This window comes from Arthrobacter sp. SRS-W-1-2016 (genome assembly GCF_002009585.1).
GTDB classification, from domain to species: Bacteria; Actinomycetota; Actinomycetes; order Actinomycetales; family Micrococcaceae; genus Arthrobacter; species Arthrobacter bambusae_A.
Genome location: NZ_MTPV01000064.1, coordinates 47821 through 64871, shown reverse-complemented (window position 1 = coordinate 64871; position 17051 = coordinate 47821). Strand labels below are relative to the sequence as shown.

The following is a 17051-nucleotide window of genomic DNA, read 5'->3' as shown; positions in this document are numbered from 1 at the left end:
GGCCTAGAATCCGAGCGGGAATGCCGATTGGGACCAGAGAATATAGCCGTTGATGCCACCAAGGATCGCAGCCACCGGACCGGTCCAGAGCAAGATCATGCCACCGCCGGACGCCAGCCGCGACGACTGGCTCAATTTGCCGGCCAGGAGCATCGCCGCTCCGACGATCGCTACGATAGCGATCACAATGAAGGCACCGACGAGGATGCCACCGCCGATCTCCTTCAGTGAGGCAAGAAATGGGAAGTTAGGATTCGGTGTGATCCCGGGATCTACCGCTGCCAGCAACATCGAGTGCTCCGTCCGTCGTCTTCCAGAGGAATGAGCTGTGTGGGCTCAAGACTTCATGGAGGCAGAGGGGTGGAGCGACATGACGGACGCGGAATAGGGACTGACTGATATCGATGCGGATCTCCACCATGACTTCCCTGTCATAGGAACGCGATTGGGTCGACCTTTTTGTTGTGCAATTGGCGCATACCCATCCTGAGGAAAAACCTCACACCTGAAACCAACTGTCGAGCATGGATGCGGTGGTGACGCCGGCAAGACGCGAGTGCAACTCAACGGCTTGTCTTTCGGTGAGGCTTGCTATGTAGTCCACAACCGCCCTGGCTATTCTTTCGCTGGCCGTTTTGTAGCCTCCATCAGGTGGCGTCTGCCAATAGGTGACGTCTAGGTAGTCGATTAGACGAGGAGGAAGCCCGTTGAGGTTGTACTCCGTTCTCGCGACAGATGGACTGTCCCACTGGGGTCCTTGGTACTCGCCCTGAGACCATTCAGAGAGCCATACAAAGAGTTCGCGGATGATTTTCGCCTGGCCTCGCTGCGCAGAGCCGAGCGCTGGGCGGTTAATAACGAAATACCACGTCAGTTTCTTAAGAATCTCCACTTCAACCAAAGACTCAAGCGCGACATCCAGGAATCCAGTCTTTGAGTTCAGAAAGATGCCGTCCGGGCCAGGGTCAGTAAACGCATCGATTCGTTCCGAAGACCAGCGCCTGAAGGACTCCCTTTCACTCCTGGTCGCCTGAGAAGCCTCAGGCAGACGTCGCCGAACCTCATTGAATATTTTCAGGAGACGTTGATCGGTGCTCGATTTATCCAAACCGAGCTTTTCCGCGATAAGTGTATTTCCGCGCAGGTGATGCGCACAGTAGTCCCAGAATCCGGCAACCAGAGCAGAGTTCGGGTCGGATTTGCTGAGGATTTCTGCGGGAATTAGTTTCGCGCGGCAGAAATCCTCGACGTCATGGACGGCGTACGTTATATCATCGGCCCAGTCCATAGCCTGAGCTGTGATGGACCGCCATTCAGGTAGTCCATCCGGGCGCAGACGCTGCTCATGGGAGACTCCCTGTTGCGACCAAGAAAGTATCGCAGCTTCGGAGTCATACGCTCCCCATTTCAACTTAAGCGCGTCAACCCCGTTTGGTCTCTGGTTGCAAAGCCAGGGATACTTCAAAATTGCGGAAAGCGTCGCTCTGGTGAGGTTGAGCCCCTCGGCTTTGTTTTGTTGATTGAGAGAGAGCCTTCCAAACGCAAGCCTTGTCACTATGCGGAAGCTTTGGGCGTTACCTTCAAAACTATCGTTTAACGAAAATCCCTCCGGAACCTTTAATGTCTCGTGATCGTTCGGGGTTTTTCCGAGCACTTTCTGCAAGACAGCCTCTGCAATATGCCCAAATGGAGGGTGTCCGAGGTCGTGCGCCATGCCGGCAGCTTCCAAGATCCACGGATCGATCGCTTCTTCGGCTTTTTCATTGAAGGGGAGACCAGAATACTGAAAACACGCACGACGAACCTTATGGTCGAGCCGCGCTTGGTAATTAATCGAAGCAGCGATCTTTCGTCCAACCTGGCCGACCTTGAGCGAGTGCGTAAGACGATTGTGAAAAAGGGCAACCTCGCCAGCGGCGGCCACCTGAGTTATCCCATCAAGTCTTCGAAAGGCCGTCGAGTATAGGATCCGATCCGCGTCGCGTTCAGGAGCGGACCTTGGAATCCGTTCCGCCTTCTCGGGGACATACCTCTCCCAGGCGCCACCTGAGGCGTCTTCAAAGGAGGGGCCCACGATCATTGAGAAGCGAGTTCTAAAAGTTCACGCTGGACTTCATCTTGAGTGGGTGCCTTGACATAGCCAGTTGGCCGGTAGACGAGTAGTCCATCTGCCTGAAGTGCTCCCAAGACCCTCTGAAGATCGGTCTCATTGAGACCACACTCACGAGCGACCAACTCTTCAGTCTCAACATCGATCTGTTGACCGTCTTCGGCGCGGCTAAGGATCATGTCCCGGGCCTTGTTTTGGCTATTCAGAGCATGCTCTGTGGCCTTGTGGCGCTCAAACGCCGTTTCATTTTCCATCGTGGACACTCGTCGCCTCCATCGTGGCTGCTGAACGGCACGCGCCTTGATCAATCAGCGAGTCTAGACCTTCGCCGGAACAAAGATGCGCGGAAACCGGCAGCCAACACGGTCCTTGCGCATCCGAGCATCTCGACATCTTCGCAGCCTCTCAACATCTCCGAGATCCGAACCGACTTCTTTTCGTCTCAGTCTTTCATGAGCTTACTCTCGCCAGCGGGATAAGCGCTATGACCTTCAGACGTAGCCGACCATCTTGCGAATTTGCCGATCGGTGGAAGGTCTAAACAAAGGTCGATCGACCGCTGAAGCAAGTCTTTAGGTTCATGGCCATCTCAAACACAATCGATTGAAAGTCCGATTCCACAAGCTAGCGACCACACATCGTACAGTTCATTTTCGACCTTCTGGGGATCAGTCTAAAACGTTGAAATAGGACGAACCCTTGTTCCAATCGACAGGATGTAACAGCGTCCCAACAGCTGGATTGAGTGCGCTGTACATCATGCCATCACCCGCGTAGACGCCGACGTGCCCCCAGTTGTTGGGCCCCTGCGGATTCTGCACCACCAAATCCCCCGGCTGCGGATTATCCGTTCGCTGCCCGACGGTCCACTGATCTACTCGTGGGAGGTTGATCCCCGCCTGCTTATAGATCCATTGAACATAGCCCGAGCAGTCCCACGCTTTGAACGCCGTTCCACCCCATACGTATGCCCCGCCCAGCCCTTCTTGAGCAAAGCGCAGAATGTCATTCCGGGTCTGGCTCAAATTTGGCGGTATTCCTGGCGCCGCCGAGCCGTTCGGAACGCTGTCGCAAGAAGCTGGTGGAGTGCCAGCTGCGAGCGCGTCGACGACTGCCGTTGCTTCCGGTTCCCACCGCGCGTACAGCTCTGGAAAGGCCGAAACTTGAACGGCTTGCGCAGCGTTGCCCTTATCCATCGATTGCCAGGCCGGGACATCAAGTAGCCCACGCGGGATGCCATCGTTGGGACCGCCAGGGCCGCCGTAGAAGGCGCGTGCGTTGTAATTAGGGTCCATCAATTGCTCGACGGTCCCCCAGCCGGCGGCCGGACGTTGCTGGGCGGTGCCAAGGGAGTCGTGGTCACTGCCGACGCCGTCGTGCCGAATCAACAGCGAAGCCGGAACATTTGTGTTCGCCAGGAGTCTCAGTCCGGATTCCTGGAGGGCCATCATGATCGCGATGATTTGGCCGTCCCTCGGCACTCCCATTTGCTTTCCGACCGCAATGTAGATCCGGGCCACCGACACCTGTCCCGAAGTTAGGGTGGTCGGCGCCTCGCTGTGTGGCTGAATCTCGAGACCACTGGTTCCATCCGATGGCGGCTGGCCATCGGCGATCGCGCCGAGCGAGCAAGTGCCAGCAGTGGTCGCCGAGTTGGCGGCAAACACTGCCACACCAGCGCAAAACGCCAAGGCACAGACCAGGGCCAGTGCCATAACCGCGGCCGTCGATGCCCGCAGAATAGCTCGGCGCTTCGCCAACCCGGTCAGAACCGCGGGAACAGGCATCAGTAGACGATCCTGCTCGGCGTCGCGTAGAAGCCAACGACTACACAATGATCGATCGGGGCTGTAGTGGCCGGCGGACAATTCACCATGACGCTCACGGGAGCTGCGTAGGCGTTGCGGTCCGAGTTCGATTGATCCACAACCCTCAGAATGGCTGTGCACACATGGAGGCCAACCCAGGGCGCCGGGTGGTCGCGCACCTTGGCCAACTCGCCGTCGCACACAAGGGACTGGACCGTCGCCGAACGGCGCGCTTGCTCCCCCGCCAAGGTTGCATATGTTCCCGCGTTGACGCCGGTTGCTTCGAACTCCTGCACAAATACCGTAAGGGGGTTGGACCCGTCCGGCAGAACGTCCCACCAGTCGCGGAGCCGGGAGTAGACCTCAGAGTACGACGCCGTTCGCGTGTCCCAGGTGTAAATCGCCGTGGCTGCCGCGGAAGCGAGCCTCCGATAGTCCGTTGTGCGTGGTGCGCTGATCGCGGGTGGAGTTTCCACCGCGGAAGCTGCCGTCGGCGATGCGACTGTCGAGAAGGTCGACGACGCCGCCGGACCAGTGGTTGCCGGGCCCGTCGTCGAAGCCGGAATGGGCTCTTTTCGGGTCCCGCCCATGGGAAGCCCAAGAATGAACATTGCCCCCGCTACGCTCAGAATTGCCAGGACGCCGATCCACCAGGACCGCCGTTTCACTGAGCCCAGCAGGATACGCCTCGGCAACAGCCTCATGTCTGCCTCCTCATCGCTTTCATTGCGCGCAGCACGGCCTCACGACATGACTCAGCAGGCGGGCGCCATTCCATTCCGGAGAATCCTCCACGACGCCTGATACAGCCGCCGAGCGAAACCGATTTGCACAGCCAGATAGCGTTCGGTAAGTCCTAGCTCGGCGGCTAAGGATTGCAGGGCTCGGTTTCTCTCCGGCCCATGAACATCGCGACGAACAATATCTGCTGCGACTCGGCGCAGCACCGTAGTCGGCAAGCATTCAGCAGCGTGCTGGCAGACGTCATCGATGCTTTGCAACTCAGAAGGCTCAACCTCCAGAGCCCTTTGAACAGTCCGCGCCGTCTGGCGCACCACTGTCACCGCATGCCATCTACGTCGGTCCTGTGACGAGGGCGGTCCGTACCGCCGAGGACTGTTGAGGCTGTCTAAGGCACGTTCCCAAATCCCCTCATGCACGCTGGCGTGGGTGAGGGCGACAATTGTTCGCGCCCACTCCTGGTCGACAACCCCTTCGGCACCTCTATCCCCGCTCCGGTCGATCCCCAGGACCGCGAGCCCGTCCGACGAGGTCGGGCCGTCGTCGGCCGGTTCTATGAGGAGCGGCAGCGTCTGATGGGATAGCTCGTGACGAATGTGCGCCGCGCAGACATTGGCAGTCACGCCCTGTACCCATGCCTCAAAGCGAACGCCGGGGAGCTGGTGGTAGTGGCCGCGGGCGACTCCGTCCCAGACGGCCACCCGGATGTCTTGCATGACGTCGTCGACGTCGCACGCCCGGCCGATCCGGGACAGGTGGGAAACGACATACCGCCGTACCCCGTCGACTGCCACCATTATCTGATCAACGGGGATTTGCACAGGCTCGGGAGGCCTGTTCAGAGATACATCGATAGTGGTTGTTGGTGGTTGTTTCTGTTGGGCTTGATTCGCCCTGGTATCGACACTCATGGTCTTCACCGCTTCGGCAAACAGATTCCAGTAACTCTGCCGCGGGCTCCCCCGGGACCTACGGGTAGCAGTCTGCAAGCGAAGCCACCCACAATCGAAATAAAGCTATACAAACTATTGTCAAGAATAGTTAAAGTATCGTCAAGACTGCGAGACTTACTTTTTTCCCCGAGTTCGACCAGAATGGATCCATGCCACGGATTACCCAGCCTCACGACGGCGCATGGTCGGCCGACGTCGAGGCTGCCGTCGCGACCTTCGGCAACAGATCCCGGAATGAAATCCTCCGGTACCTTTCAGCGCACGGCCCGGCAACGCGTGGAGACATCGTGGACGCGGTGAGCGCGGGCGAGCCCAGCGTGGCCAAACACCTACTGGCTCTCGAAGAGTCGGGAGCGATCGTCGTCGATGTTGAACCAGGCCGTCGACACGGCCGATCACCGCGCTACTCAGCCAACCCTGAGCGGATCAAGGAACTGCTGGCGGCTCATCTTCAGTATCTGCTGGAGGAGTAGCCGCAGCGCGCTCCCCTTCAGGATGGAGGCCAATATCCTTGTTGAGGAACTCCGAGATCGCGCGCAGCGTTTCCGGTGACACATCACCCAACGTCCTGGCAGCAAAAGACTTGACCCGGGCGGCACGCAGCGACTTGACGAACTCGAGCTGCGAGTCGATGCGATCCGGGAGCGCGTCGTCACGGCCCGCCAAATAGGAGGGGTCGACATTGAAGATGTCGCACAGGCCGGTCAAGAGGACCGGGTCTGTCACCAGACGGCCGGACCCTTCCTTCATGTAGAACCAGCGGGCGCGGGAGAGTTTGATGCCCCTGGCGGCTAGTTCCTCTTGAACTTCCTTGAAAGTCACCGGATGCCCGCGCTCGGCAACGACGACGTCGAGCAACAGATTCAGACGGCGAGCAAGTTGCGCTTGGGGAGACGACGAGTCGCCGCGTCGTGCCCCATCTTGCCGCATTACCCACTCCTGATCGTCAGATGTCTGCACCGACCGGCTCAGCTCGAACCGGAGTCTTGCTGTGTCCCAGTATTCCGTGGGTGGTATGCCCGGGCAATCAAAAATGGTGCTTACCGCGTTTCTCTTCCATCAAGACTTCGCACGGCGTACCCTGCTGGTGTAGACCCGTCTACAGCAGCAGGTTCAAAATACTCTTGGCAGCTGGTCTCCATGTCGAACATCCTGATGAACAAAACGCGAAGCCAGATCGTCCGGTTCCTGGTCAGAAACGGACCGGCCACGTGCACGGAAATATCGAGTGGTCTGCAGACTTCGACGTCCACGATCCGCCGCCATCTCAATTTGCTGCATCGGGTCGGCCTCGTGCAACGATCCTCCCGGGAGTTTGATGCCTCCCCCGAACGAGTCCAGGGTCAAATCAATGACCTGGGCGCAAGCTTCCACAACACCGTCATGCCGCATAGCCCGTCCGTTCCCATGAACGAGGAACACGGCTGGTCCTTCTGCCAGCGGTCAACCCACGGACACGACGGAGACACTGATGACAACGACACCAGAACGCAGAATCACGACAGAAACTGCCGAAGAACAATGGCTGACCCCGAAGGACATCTGCACCCAATTGCAGATTCCCGAGCAGACCTTTTATCAGTGGCGGGTGAAGCACCTCGGCCCCCGCGCCTACCGAATCGGCCGCCATCTCCGGATCAGCCGTAGTGACTTCAACTCATGGTTGTCCTCGCGCTTGGAATCCTAGATGTCCCCAAGACCACCGCTTCCATTGGGAACCTGGGGCAAAATCCGCCGCCAAAAGGTCCCAGGCGGCAGATGGCGGGCTACTGCCAGATACCGCGACACGGACGGAATAACTCGGGCTGCTGAAGCCTGGGGTGACACCGGCGCCGCTGCAGAACGGGTTCTCGTGACGATGCTCAAGGACCGGCAAGCCCCGATCAAATCTGAGATCAACCGCAGCATGCGGTTGTCGGAGCTCAGCGCTCTGTGGTTCGCCGAAATCGAAAGCAGCGGCCGCGCCGGTCGGCGGACGATCGACGGCTACAACGACACCTACAAGCGCGTCATAGCACCTGCGCTATCAGGGCTGCGACTGAATGAACTTACTACCGGCCGGCTCGACCGTTTCTTGAAGAGCGTTGCCGTTGACCACCCGGCCACCGCGCGCCACTCGAAGATTGTTCTCACAGGAATCATCGGGCTGGCCGTAAGACACGATGCCCTCCACAGCAATCCGATCCGTGACGTCGGACCCATCAAGATAGCGACGAAGAACGTCAAAGCCCTATCCGTAAAAGACGTTCAGAAGCTCCGCTCGATCATTCGCGACTGGCAGAACGACCCTGCCCAAAAGGGGCGCCCCCGGGCATCAGATCTCCTTGACGTGCTGGACATCTTCCTCGCAACCGGCGCTCGCATTGGCGAGGTCCTTGCCATCCGGTGGCAAGACATCGACCTGGAAGCAAAGCCACCAACAATCACGATTTCTGGGACAGTTGTCATGGAGAAAGGCCGAAGCGCCTATCGGCAGGACCATCCCAAGACAAAAGCCGGTTTCAGGACCATGAAGATACCCCCCTTCGCCGCGCACACGCTCGAGCGCAAGCACGCGGCGGAACAGCCCATGCCCGAAGATATGCTGTTTCCCTCGTCCACTGGAACCGTGCGAAGTCCTCATAACTTCCGCAGGCAGTGGCGGGACGCGCGCGCCGGCTCGCCCTATGACTGGGTGACACCACACGTATTTCGAAAGTCAGTAGCAACGCTCATCGACAAGGAATACAGCTCGAAACATGCCGCTGCGCAGCTCGGCCATTCAGGAACTGCCATTACCGAAAAGCACTACATCGCCAAGGCGACCGAGTCACCGGACCTTACCGATACACTTGAGCGGTTTGGTGGCCAGGAACGTGACAACGGTCCAACGGTTTAGAACGGGGCCGCACGCCACCAGGAAATCCTGAAAAGGGGTGACGGATTGTCGGTCTCGATAAGTTCACGGATGTCAAACAGGCGCTACACAGCCCTCTGACTTAGTGTTGCCTCATGACAGAGTACCTTCATCGTTGGGGTAACAGGGGCTACTCGGAAATCACCCGGCACGGGGAATAATACGAGCCCTTACACGGCTGTATTAGACGGCAATCAGGGTGACGGGCCCTCCTTCGGAACCTCGGCGAGTCCGGGCGCGGACTATTGCCCAAGTATCACTGATGGCCTGGAACTGAGAATCGTTACCGACTTTCGAGCCCGACTCAGCGCAACGTACAGATTCTCCGGGTCGTTGAATTTGTCGCCATTCGCAATAATCACGTGATCGTATTCGAGTCCTTTTACAAGCAAAGTTCTTGACGCAACGCGCGCATGTGCCCGTCGCCCAACGCGCCTGACTCTGTCTCGAATCATCGAGAGTTCGTCGGCTGGCGAATTGGAGCTAGCCGACGCCGCGCTGAGGGCCGAGATCGCGTCTTTCCATGCTTCTCGCCTATAGATCCGAACGCCCTTCGTGTGCTCAAAGGCACCGGCCGTCGCTACCAATAGAGCTAACGATGGCCTGGCACGCAGTTCATCCAGTGACACCAAGATGGGCTCAATTCCGTCGCGCTTGAGTTCAGACGCCACCGAACCTGCCTTCAGTCTCCGGAGGACCGTTTGGTCTATTCCAGCCAGCCCCGTGAAGCACTTCTTGGCAAACGACGCAAGCCAGAAGGCGTAGTCAGTAGGGGACACACGGGCGAGGCTTTGAAGTTCTTCGTGCATGAATTTGCCTTGAATGTCCTCCATGACTGTGTAAGCTCCGCCGAGTCGACTTGCATGATTTGCAACGTCTCCGGCCCATTTGTCCAGGAGAACGACAGATTCATCGAAGTTTCGAAATGCGTAGGCGATTTCTGCAAGCCCTGTGTGCCTAGAATCGACCCAGGCAAGCCCCGGCACCTGCATTTGGGACCAATCGACGATCGCTCCATCCCTTAACCCGCCGCGAATTTCGAGGATCCATTGGCCAAGGTCTTGATTGTGCTCCCTCCACCTGTGCGGGACATGGTCCATGTCGAGAAGGGGGAAAGAGGGAAACACGGAGCTTTCCCAGTCAACAAGGGGATCTTCTGGATCGAATCCGAAGATCCCCTGGAGCCTGTCCCCGAAGACCAGAGCCTGGGGCACGGCCTTGTGAAGATTAAGAATGAATTCGTGCTGGCTCATGGAGCAGTCTTGGTACTCGTCAACCAAGAGAAGCTGAAAGCTTGCCCTATGGACTTGTTTGACCGCATCGGCCGCCGCGACTTTGATGGCTCCCGTAAGATAGGCACCCGACTTCGACCAGTCGGGCGTCGAAGGGACAGAAACGCCGGCCAGCTCCGAATAACTTCTCACGAGCGTGAAGGCCCAACTTGCAATCGTGTCGACGACGACCATGGATGGTGAAACTCCAAAGGCTCGGAGCCTCTTTCTGAGCGCGTCAACACCAGCATTGGTATGCGTGAGAACAAGGCACCTTTGCTCATTCGCTGTCGCCCTAGCCGCCACGGCCGCGAGAAGGTGCGTCTTTCCGGTGCCAGCTGGCATCTCCAGACTCGCGGGAGCTGCCGCCAACACCCTCTCGGCCAGCAACTTCAGCTCCTTATCCAACACTGTCACCCGCAACGTCTGGCGCCAGCCCGAGGTCACCGTAGATGAATGTCTTCAGGCCATGAAGCGTTGCCGCCAGATCTGTGTTCGAAAACGAACTGCGATTCGTCATCACCCATTCGCCAAGTTCTCGACCCTGATCGACGCCCTTGAACCATTCCGCTTCAACCATTGCAGCGCCAATGAATTGCCGGGCGTCCTCAAGGGAGACGTCGCAGTACTCCACCCAATGGTCTACATCCAGCCCTGTGACGACGTCCGGCAGGCCAGAAGTAAGGAGGTCATTGCGCACAGTTGCCTCATTACGGCGGACAGAGATGCCCAATTGCAGAAGACTGGTCAGGTCCCGTGTAGTCAGTTCCGAGACAACTTCCGTCTCGGTGTTGAACCCTTCAGTCCATCGAAAAACCGTAGAGCCTGCTTCTTCAGCTCGCCGAACCGCCTTATCGATGCTGCGGTCATCATTGTCCAGCAGCAAGGCCGTCTCATATCCTCGCTTCTGGAACTCTGCGGCGCGCGGTGGAGCATCACTGCCGCCCTGTCCATCCTGGATAACCACGCCGCGTCCGGCCGCAGTGCTGGCCCCACGGTCCAGACGTTCAGAATCCCAGTGCTCAATGAGCTGCAACAGGAAGCCTTCCTCGGTCTTTCCTTCCACCACTACCAGTCGCCGAGCCAAAAAGGACGATGGGCGCTGTCGCTGAAGCCTGGTTGTTGTACTCGACTTGGCGTCAAGGAAAGCGGCTGTCGTTTGGTCCGTGCCGCTACGGATGATCGCGAGATCGGTTGTAGCCATTTGTTCTACGGCAATCGGTGAGTGTGTTGTCACGAAGACTTGCTTGATCACTGGATCAGCCTTGAGGTGTCGGAGAAAGCTAACCAGTCGATGAGGCTCAAGGCCGTACTCGACCTCATCTATGAGGACGATCGATCTGCTGCCCGCAGCCAACTGCTGCACCGCTACACCGGCAAGGCGACGGGTGCCTAATCCATAGTTGGTCAGCGGAACACCTCCCTCATAAAGGGCCAAGTTTCCACCAGCGGACGACAACGAGGTGTCGAGCCCCGGTCGTATGGCCTCAAAGTCGCCGCCTCCGACAGCGTGAAACCGAGCCTGGACGCTTTGGCTCACTTGGCTTAGTTCTGATGACTCCAAATTCTCAATGGCCATGCGTGCCGCCCTGGCGGCTTCAGCCATCGCAGACGTAGTGCCACCAGCTTGTCCTGACAGGCGGCCAAGCGCAGAGGTACGGGTCCACCGAAGATGTACGTCAATTCGTTCGTCAACTCTAAGCGCGGCAAACGCGCGCCGGACCGAAGCGCTAAGTACTTGGCCGGAATCCGGTTCACCGTAGCGCTCCACAGTCCAATGTGGCTCCAAGGATGCATCAATTTCGAGCTGCACGATCGCGCACGGATCTGTGCCGTCGGCCGGATCCCGATGCATGGTGCCGTCCTCGGAAATTCCGCTGAGACACAACCCAAGGGCATTCTCTCTGAGTAGTCGTTCGTCCAGATCGGCCACTGTGACCCTGATCCGAATCGAGCTGCTTGGATCGCAGTTGTAGAAATCGGTATCGGAGACCGTGATATTCCATCGATCACTCACGGCTAGGTGAATCGCCTCGAGAACCGTTGACTTTCCAGCGTCCCCCGGACCTACCAGGCACACAAAGCGCTGATCCTTGGGGATGCGGAAGTCCAACGACTTGATACCCTTGTAGTTTTCAATCTCAACCCGACGAACTTCCAACTACCATTCCTCCTGCTTCAGCGGCGCAGAATTCAGCTCATCACGCCTCGCCCGCCAGTCCGGCAGGAACTTGTCCATCAGTTCAGTAAACGCATCATCGTGGGCCCGCTGCAGATAGTGAGTCATCTCGTGGACCACGATGTACTCCAGGCAGCGCGGGTGCTTCTTGGCCAGTTCCAGATTCAGCCAGATGTGTCCGGACTCCCGGTTGCACGTACCCCATTTTGTCTTCATGCGCCGGACGGTCCACTTGGGCACCTGTCGGCCAACAACAGGCTCCCATTTGGAGATAAGTTCGGGGATCGCGTCCTTGAGTTGCTGCCGATACCAGCGTTCCAATGCTGCTAATCGCTGTTCGGCTGTGCTCTCGGCACGGGTCGACAACCGAAGGCGTGCACCTGCGGTTGCGAAGGTAGTCCGACCCTTAGATTCGACGATCTGGAGTCGGTAACGTCTCCCCCAAACAAAGTGGGACTCCCCTGCAACCATCTCTCGCTCGGACTGACGGACGGCTGTCCTAAGCTGTTCGCGCTGCCGCTTGATCCACGGCAGGCGTTGCACAACAGCCAGGCGGATGGCGTCATCGTCTAGACGCTCGGGAGCAGCCACGCGGACGCGGCCAAGAGGAGGGTAGACGGCGATGTGCAGGTTCTTGATGTTCTTGTAGATAACGTCGACATCGATGCCGGAGACGGTGAGGTACGGGCTAGCGGTACTCATTGCGCGCCTTTACCAGATCAAAGAGTTCGCTGAACCTGTCGAAGCCATCGGGCAGGACTTTCTGTATGGCCCGGGCGACGACCTTCTCCTTCATCTTGTTGCCAACCCAGTCGTGTGGCTTGCTGAGACGCACAGCGGTGTCGATCTGGATCGGGGTGGCGAGATCAGTCCAGCCGAAATCGACGATGGCTCGCTGAGCTCCGTTGACGGCCCAGTCAGGGTAGACCGTGTCGGATTCTTTTGAACCGACTTTCTTCGCGTGGGCAATGAGCTGCTCGAGGTATGCCTTATAGCCCAAGGCACCCTGGCGACGCTGCTCAATGATGGCATCGAGCAAACTAGACATGCTGTCGTAGTACTTCGGATTCATGGCGCGCTCGTCGACAATGACCTTCCGGATGTTGTTGGCAATGGTCTCGGCCACCGCTTCAGGGTCCTTCCTGATTCCAGCCGGGAGTTTGTCGATCGCACCGGCGCCTTCCTGGACGATCAGCTGGACGAGTCCCACGTTCTGGAAGTCAGCGACCAATTCGGAGCCATCGGCATGGATGTAGGTGTCGAGGAGGAACCGCATGCCAGCTTCATATTGTTTGAAGTCAACGTTTTCGCCAGCGCCGAGTTTTACCTCGTCACGGACGGCCGCGTAGTGAGCGACTTCTTTGCTGATACCGGATGCTTCTGCATCTGAGTAGCCGGCCTCCGCCATGTCGTTGGCAATTACTGCATAGCTACGGGTGAGACCTGCAACCGACTTGTAGAGCTCGACTCGCTTGGCTTCGTTGCGTTTGATCTGCTCCGCATTGCCGTGGTCAACGGCGCAGAAGTAGTGCTGGTATTGCAGCGTTCCTTTGGGCGGTTCAACGGCCTCACAGAGAGCGCGGACGCGCTCAAGGGCTTCCTCGAGATCTTCGCGGGCCTGCTGGACACGGTCTTTCAACAGTCCGTCGATGTCGGTCTTTTCGTAGCCGTCGAGCGCCCCGGATGTGTAGTCGGTAATCGCGTCTTCCAGGGAGTTGAAGAGGTCCTGGTAGTCGACGATGTAGCCGTAGTCTTTGTCGTCACCGTCGAGGCGGTTGACGCGGCAGATGGCTTGGAAAAGGCCGTGATCGCGCATGGACTTGTCGATGTACAGGTATGTCGCCGACGGCGCGTCAAAACCCGTCAGGAGCTTGTCGACCACGACGAGCAGGCGCATCTGGCCTGGTTCCTTGATGAACCGTTCCTTGACGTCTCTCTCGAACTGTTCGATCTTTGCCACAGCCTGGTCGGCCGGTTCGTCGAAGTGGTCTGACAGCATTTGCCGGTAGATGTCGTACTGGCGCAGCTTCTCGGTGGCTCCGTGGCCCGAATCCTCCTTGGAGATATCGCCGGCCTGCGGGTTGTAGCTGGTGACAATTGCGCACTTACCCTTGAACCCGGCTTGGCGGAACATCTCGTAGAACTTGCAGGCCTGGTAGATGCTGGCGCTCACGAGCATGGCGTTGCCGCGCCCGTCCATCAGACGGGGCTTGGTCTCCATATCGAGCAAAATGTCATTGACGATCTGCTTGGCGCGCGGTTCGGAGCTGACCACTTTCTGCATGGTGCCCCAACGCTTCTTCAGCTCGGCCTTGGACAGATCCGTCATGCCCTTGGTCTTCGCATCGAACCACTGATCTATCTTGGCTGGCGATGTCAGGTCCTGGTCGATGTTGCGGGCCTCGTAGCGAAGGTCCAGGACGACACCGTCTTCGACCGCTTCGTTGAATTTGTAGGTGTGAATAAAGCTGCCGAACGTCTCGATGCTTGTCGCTTTGTCGGCTTTCAGGAGCGGCGTGCCGGTGAAACCGATGAACATGGCACCGGGCAGCAGCTGCTTCATGGCCTTGTGCATCTTGCCGGACTGTGTGCGGTGGGCCTCGTCGACAAAGACGAACACGTTGCCCTTGGCGAAGAACCCGGCCGGGATCCTTGAGTTCAGTTCGGCGACAAAGTCACCGTCGGCATCGTCCTGCGCCGAATCATCATCGCCACCGCGGAACTTATGGACAAGTGAACAGACCAACCACGGGTCATGGCTGTTCAAGACCCCGATCAGGTCCGCTCCGGACGTGGTTCGGTAAATGTCTTCGTTGACTCCGGCGAAGACATTCTTTATCTGGTCATCCAGTTCAGTACGGTCAGTGATGATCAGAACACGTGCTTGCTTGTCGCCCAGCGTCTGGTGTTCGCGGATCCATTTGGCCAGCCACACCATGGTCAGGGACTTGCCCGATCCCTGCGTGTGCCAGATGATGCCGCCCTCACGCCTAGCAATGCGCTCTTGGGAAGCTTTGACGCCAAAGAACTGGTTGTGGCGGCACGTCTTCTTGGTGCCTGAATCGAAGACCATGAAGTCGTGAATGATTTCGAGGAATCGTTCCTTGGAGCACACTTGCGCCAACGCACGATCGAGCGGCTCCTCGATGTCGGATGGTTCTTTCCATTCCAGCCAGTACTTCTCGGCGGTGTCGATGACGCCGTAGCGCAGACCTTCGACGTCGTTGCCGGCCATGACTAACTGCACCGTGGTGAAGAAGGGGCGGATGAAGTCCTTCTTCTGGTTGCCGATGTTCTGGCGGATACCCTCAGAAACGGCCACTTTGGAACGCTTGAGTTCAATGACGCCGAGCGCCAGACCGTTGACGTACAGGACAACGTCGGGGCGTTTGGAGTGCTCGCCCTTGATGGAGACTTCCTCGGCGACCACAAAGTGGTTGGCCTCGGGATTGTGCCAGTCAACCAACCAGACGGTCTCAGTCTGCTCCCCGATCCCTGGTCGGACCTTCACCCCATAGCGAACCAGCTCGTACACCTCTCGGTTCGCCTCATACAGGTTGCGGCCACCACCAAGGGAAGCCGACTTCTTCAGTTGTTCAATCGCCCTGTTGGACAGGTTGCTGTCGTAGCCACGAGCCAGGAGGTTTTGCTCGAGCAGGCTGGTCTCTATGTGCGAGTTATCCTGGCGCTGTTCCCAGCTACCGAGATACTCGTAGCCAAGCTGCTTCTCAAACAGCTCGACTACTCGGTCCTGCGTCCTACGTTCAATCTGTCCAACGGTGCTCATAATTCATTTCCCCCAAAGATACGTTCAATATCCTGCCTCATGATGTGGCCTCCACGGACTGCAATCGCAAACGGCCAGTCAGGAGTTCTTGCATCATTCCCTGCTTGAGTGACTGTGCTTTGGAGAGCCGACCACGCAATGCTCGTAGCTCTGCATCAGCGCCATAAAGTGTCTTTGCGATGGCGCCCTGTTCCTCCAACGTCGGAGGAACATCCAGAAGGAGACCCACGAGGTCGCGCTGATACAGATGGGAAATAGTCGATCCCGCAGTAAGCCTTGAAAGAAATTCGTCAAACCTCTTGGAGCGGAGCATGTAGTAGAGGAAATGCGAGTTATACGCCTTCCTGGTGGGCCGAATCACAAAGACACCGCTATTCAGTGTGCATGGGCCGGGCAGTTCATCAACGAAGGCAGTTTTCCCAATTGTGCCATCCTTCGTCAGGAGAACGTCACCCTGGCGCAGTTGGATTCCAGAGTCTTGGTCATAACGCCACCTGTCGACAAACGGCGTCCGACTCCAGTCAACTCGCCCATCGGAGAACTCTGTGCCTCCTACAAGCCGACACTCACCATCGGACCTATATTCGTCGGTGGTAAGTCCTTGCCATCCGATCCGTGCCTTTAGGGTTGAATTTGAAGCAACGTGGAGCGATGTCCAGTCTCCCGAGAATCCGGGCAAACGTGTCTGGCCGGTGAGAAGCATCTGCATCATGCCTTTCTTGATTGCTTGCTTCTTTGCAAGCAGGGCCTCCAAGGAGGAGATAACAGCATTGATGTCATCCAGAACTTCTACTATGGCTTTCTGTTCTGAAATGTGAGGCACTAAAAGAACAAAGTTCCTTACGTCTTGACTTGTGATATTCGGATCCTTCCGGCTGCTGCTGGCCACCGTCTTCCAATAGTCAATCCTGAAATTTAGAACATATAGTAAGAAACTAGGCGACAAGTACTTAGGATCAGGATTGATTACTGAAATTGCCTGATTTACGGCGGCATTCATCGTAAGAATGCCTGTTCGACCGATCTGCTGAAATCCCCCATACATAGCCACAAGCACCGACCCTGATGGATTCAGCTTTAGCGAGGTTTCCCTGAATGCGAGTTCCGTCACGCATTCGTCTGTGGCAAACACTTTCGAGTTATTGAGGTCCATAGTCTTGACCCAAGGAAACGTTCCGCCGTCGAAATACTCAGATTGGCGAGCGCGTGATGGTGTTGTTCCTGATGCGAAGGTTGCAACATCGCGGAGGCAAAGCTTTTTCCAGTCGATTGTCGGTCGCTTTTCCAATACTTCGTCAACCATTGG

Annotated in this window: 14 protein-coding genes and 1 pseudogene; 4 read left to right on the top strand and 11 right to left on the bottom strand. The window is 57.6% G+C overall.

What is annotated here, in order from left to right:
• Nucleotides 1–3: 3 nt before the first annotated feature.
• The 5 genes from BMF89_RS16535 to BMF89_RS16515 all read right to left on the bottom strand — a co-directional run bounded on the left by BMF89_RS16535 (nucleotide 4) and on the right by BMF89_RS16515 (nucleotide 4622).
• Nucleotides 4–291 carry a hypothetical protein gene (locus BMF89_RS16535; RefSeq protein WP_078108165.1) on the bottom strand — a complete coding sequence of 96 codons (288 nt, stop codon included), beginning with the start codon at nucleotides 289–291 and terminating at the stop codon, nucleotides 4–6.
• 208 nt (nucleotides 292–499) lie between these two features.
• Nucleotides 500–2080: a dGTP triphosphohydrolase gene (gene dgt, locus BMF89_RS16530; protein WP_078108164.1), complete on the bottom strand. Its 1581-nt coding sequence runs from the start codon at nucleotides 2078–2080 to the stop codon at nucleotides 500–502.
• On the bottom strand, nucleotides 2077–2373 hold the full coding sequence (locus BMF89_RS16525; RefSeq protein ID WP_078108163.1) for a hypothetical protein: 297 nt from the start codon (nucleotides 2371–2373) through the stop codon (nucleotides 2077–2079). The genes dgt and BMF89_RS16525 overlap by 4 nt, the downstream gene beginning before the upstream one ends.
• Before the next feature lie 405 nt (nucleotides 2374–2778).
• The gene (locus tag BMF89_RS22480) at nucleotides 2779–3897 is read right to left on the bottom strand and encodes an NlpC/P60 family protein (protein WP_078108162.1); all 1119 of its coding nucleotides are present in this window, start codon (nucleotides 3895–3897) and stop codon (nucleotides 2779–2781) included.
• Nucleotides 3897–4622, bottom strand: coding sequence for a hypothetical protein (locus tag BMF89_RS16515; protein ID WP_078108161.1), 726 nt, complete (start codon nucleotides 4620–4622; stop codon nucleotides 3897–3899). The genes BMF89_RS22480 and BMF89_RS16515 overlap by 1 nt, the downstream gene beginning before the upstream one ends.
• A gap of 1139 nt (nucleotides 4623–5761) precedes the next feature.
• Here BMF89_RS16515 and BMF89_RS21725 point away from each other — a divergent pair.
• Entirely contained in the window at nucleotides 5762–6085 is a 324-nt protein-coding gene (locus BMF89_RS21725) for a helix-turn-helix transcriptional regulator (protein ID WP_139359712.1), read from the top strand.
• On the opposite strand, the gene BMF89_RS16505 is transcribed toward BMF89_RS21725, so the two are convergent.
• The gene (locus BMF89_RS16505) at nucleotides 6039–6470 is read right to left on the bottom strand and encodes a hypothetical protein (protein WP_253190855.1); all 432 of its coding nucleotides are present in this window, start codon (nucleotides 6468–6470) and stop codon (nucleotides 6039–6041) included. The genes BMF89_RS21725 and BMF89_RS16505 overlap by 47 nt on opposite strands.
• Here BMF89_RS16505 and BMF89_RS22805 point away from each other — a divergent pair.
• The 3 genes and pseudogenes from BMF89_RS22805 to BMF89_RS16490 all read left to right on the top strand — a co-directional run.
• Nucleotides 6438–6902: pseudogene (locus BMF89_RS22805) on the top strand (helix-turn-helix domain-containing protein); the annotation flags it as partial. The gene BMF89_RS16505 and the pseudogene BMF89_RS22805 overlap by 33 nt on opposite strands.
• 181 nt (nucleotides 6903–7083) lie before the next feature.
• On the top strand, nucleotides 7084–7299 hold the full coding sequence (locus tag BMF89_RS22475) for a helix-turn-helix domain-containing protein (protein ID WP_078108158.1): 216 nt from the start codon (nucleotides 7084–7086) through the stop codon (nucleotides 7297–7299).
• A gap of 171 nt (nucleotides 7300–7470) precedes the next feature.
• Nucleotides 7471–8490, top strand: a complete 1020-nt coding sequence (locus BMF89_RS16490) for a site-specific integrase (protein WP_253190863.1) — start codon at nucleotides 7471–7473, stop codon at nucleotides 8488–8490.
• A gap of 260 nt (nucleotides 8491–8750) precedes the next feature.
• Here the strand turns inward: BMF89_RS16490 and BMF89_RS16485 are convergent, their stop codons facing one another.
• The 5 genes from BMF89_RS16485 to BMF89_RS16465 are packed head-to-tail and all read right to left on the bottom strand — an operon-like array spanning nucleotide 8751 to nucleotide 17048.
• Nucleotides 8751–10187 (bottom strand): UvrD-helicase domain-containing protein, encoded by a 1437-nt coding sequence (locus BMF89_RS16485; RefSeq protein WP_171983523.1) that lies wholly within the window; start codon nucleotides 10185–10187, stop codon nucleotides 8751–8753.
• On the bottom strand, nucleotides 10180–11940 hold the full coding sequence (locus BMF89_RS16480) for an ATP-binding protein (RefSeq protein ID WP_078108155.1): 1761 nt from the start codon (nucleotides 11938–11940) through the stop codon (nucleotides 10180–10182). Before BMF89_RS16480 ends, BMF89_RS16485 begins: the two co-directional genes overlap by 8 nt.
• Nucleotides 11941–12660, bottom strand: a complete 720-nt coding sequence (locus tag BMF89_RS16475) for a SprT family zinc-dependent metalloprotease (protein WP_078108154.1) — start codon at nucleotides 12658–12660, stop codon at nucleotides 11941–11943.
• On the bottom strand, nucleotides 12647–15745 hold the full coding sequence (locus tag BMF89_RS16470) for a type I restriction endonuclease subunit R (protein ID WP_078108153.1): 3099 nt from the start codon (nucleotides 15743–15745) through the stop codon (nucleotides 12647–12649). Before BMF89_RS16470 ends, BMF89_RS16475 begins: the two co-directional genes overlap by 14 nt.
• A 37-nt stretch (nucleotides 15746–15782) precedes the next feature.
• Entirely contained in the window at nucleotides 15783–17048 is a 1266-nt protein-coding gene (locus BMF89_RS16465) for a restriction endonuclease subunit S (protein WP_078108152.1), read from the bottom strand.
• Nucleotides 17049–17051 lie beyond the last annotated feature (3 nt).

Excerpts from the sequence above, each read along its gene's own strand:
- BMF89_RS22480 (WP_078108162.1), bottom strand. The coding sequence starts at position 3,897 with ATGCCTGTTCCCGCGGTTCTGACCGGGTTGGCGAAGCGCCGAGCTATT.
- BMF89_RS16470 (WP_078108153.1), bottom strand. The coding sequence starts at position 15,745 with ATGAGCACCGTTGGACAGATTGAACGTAGGACGCAGGACCGAGTAGTC.
- BMF89_RS16535 (WP_078108165.1), bottom strand. The coding sequence starts at position 291 with ATGTTGCTGGCAGCGGTAGATCCCGGGATCACACCGAATCCTAACTTC.
- BMF89_RS16490 (WP_253190863.1), top strand. The coding sequence starts at position 7,471 with ATGCTCAAGGACCGGCAAGCCCCGATCAAATCTGAGATCAACCGCAGC.
- BMF89_RS16475 (WP_078108154.1), bottom strand. The coding sequence starts at position 12,660 with ATGAGTACCGCTAGCCCGTACCTCACCGTCTCCGGCATCGATGTCGAC.
- BMF89_RS21725 (WP_139359712.1), top strand. The coding sequence starts at position 5,762 with ATGCCACGGATTACCCAGCCTCACGACGGCGCATGGTCGGCCGACGTC.
- BMF89_RS16465 (WP_078108152.1), bottom strand. The coding sequence starts at position 17,048 with ATGGTTGACGAAGTATTGGAAAAGCGACCGACAATCGACTGGAAAAAG.
- BMF89_RS16515 (WP_078108161.1), bottom strand. The coding sequence starts at position 4,622 with ATGAGGCTGTTGCCGAGGCGTATCCTGCTGGGCTCAGTGAAACGGCGG.
- BMF89_RS22475 (WP_078108158.1), top strand. The coding sequence starts at position 7,084 with ATGACAACGACACCAGAACGCAGAATCACGACAGAAACTGCCGAAGAA.
- dgt (WP_078108164.1), bottom strand. The coding sequence starts at position 2,080 with ATGATCGTGGGCCCCTCCTTTGAAGACGCCTCAGGTGGCGCCTGGGAG.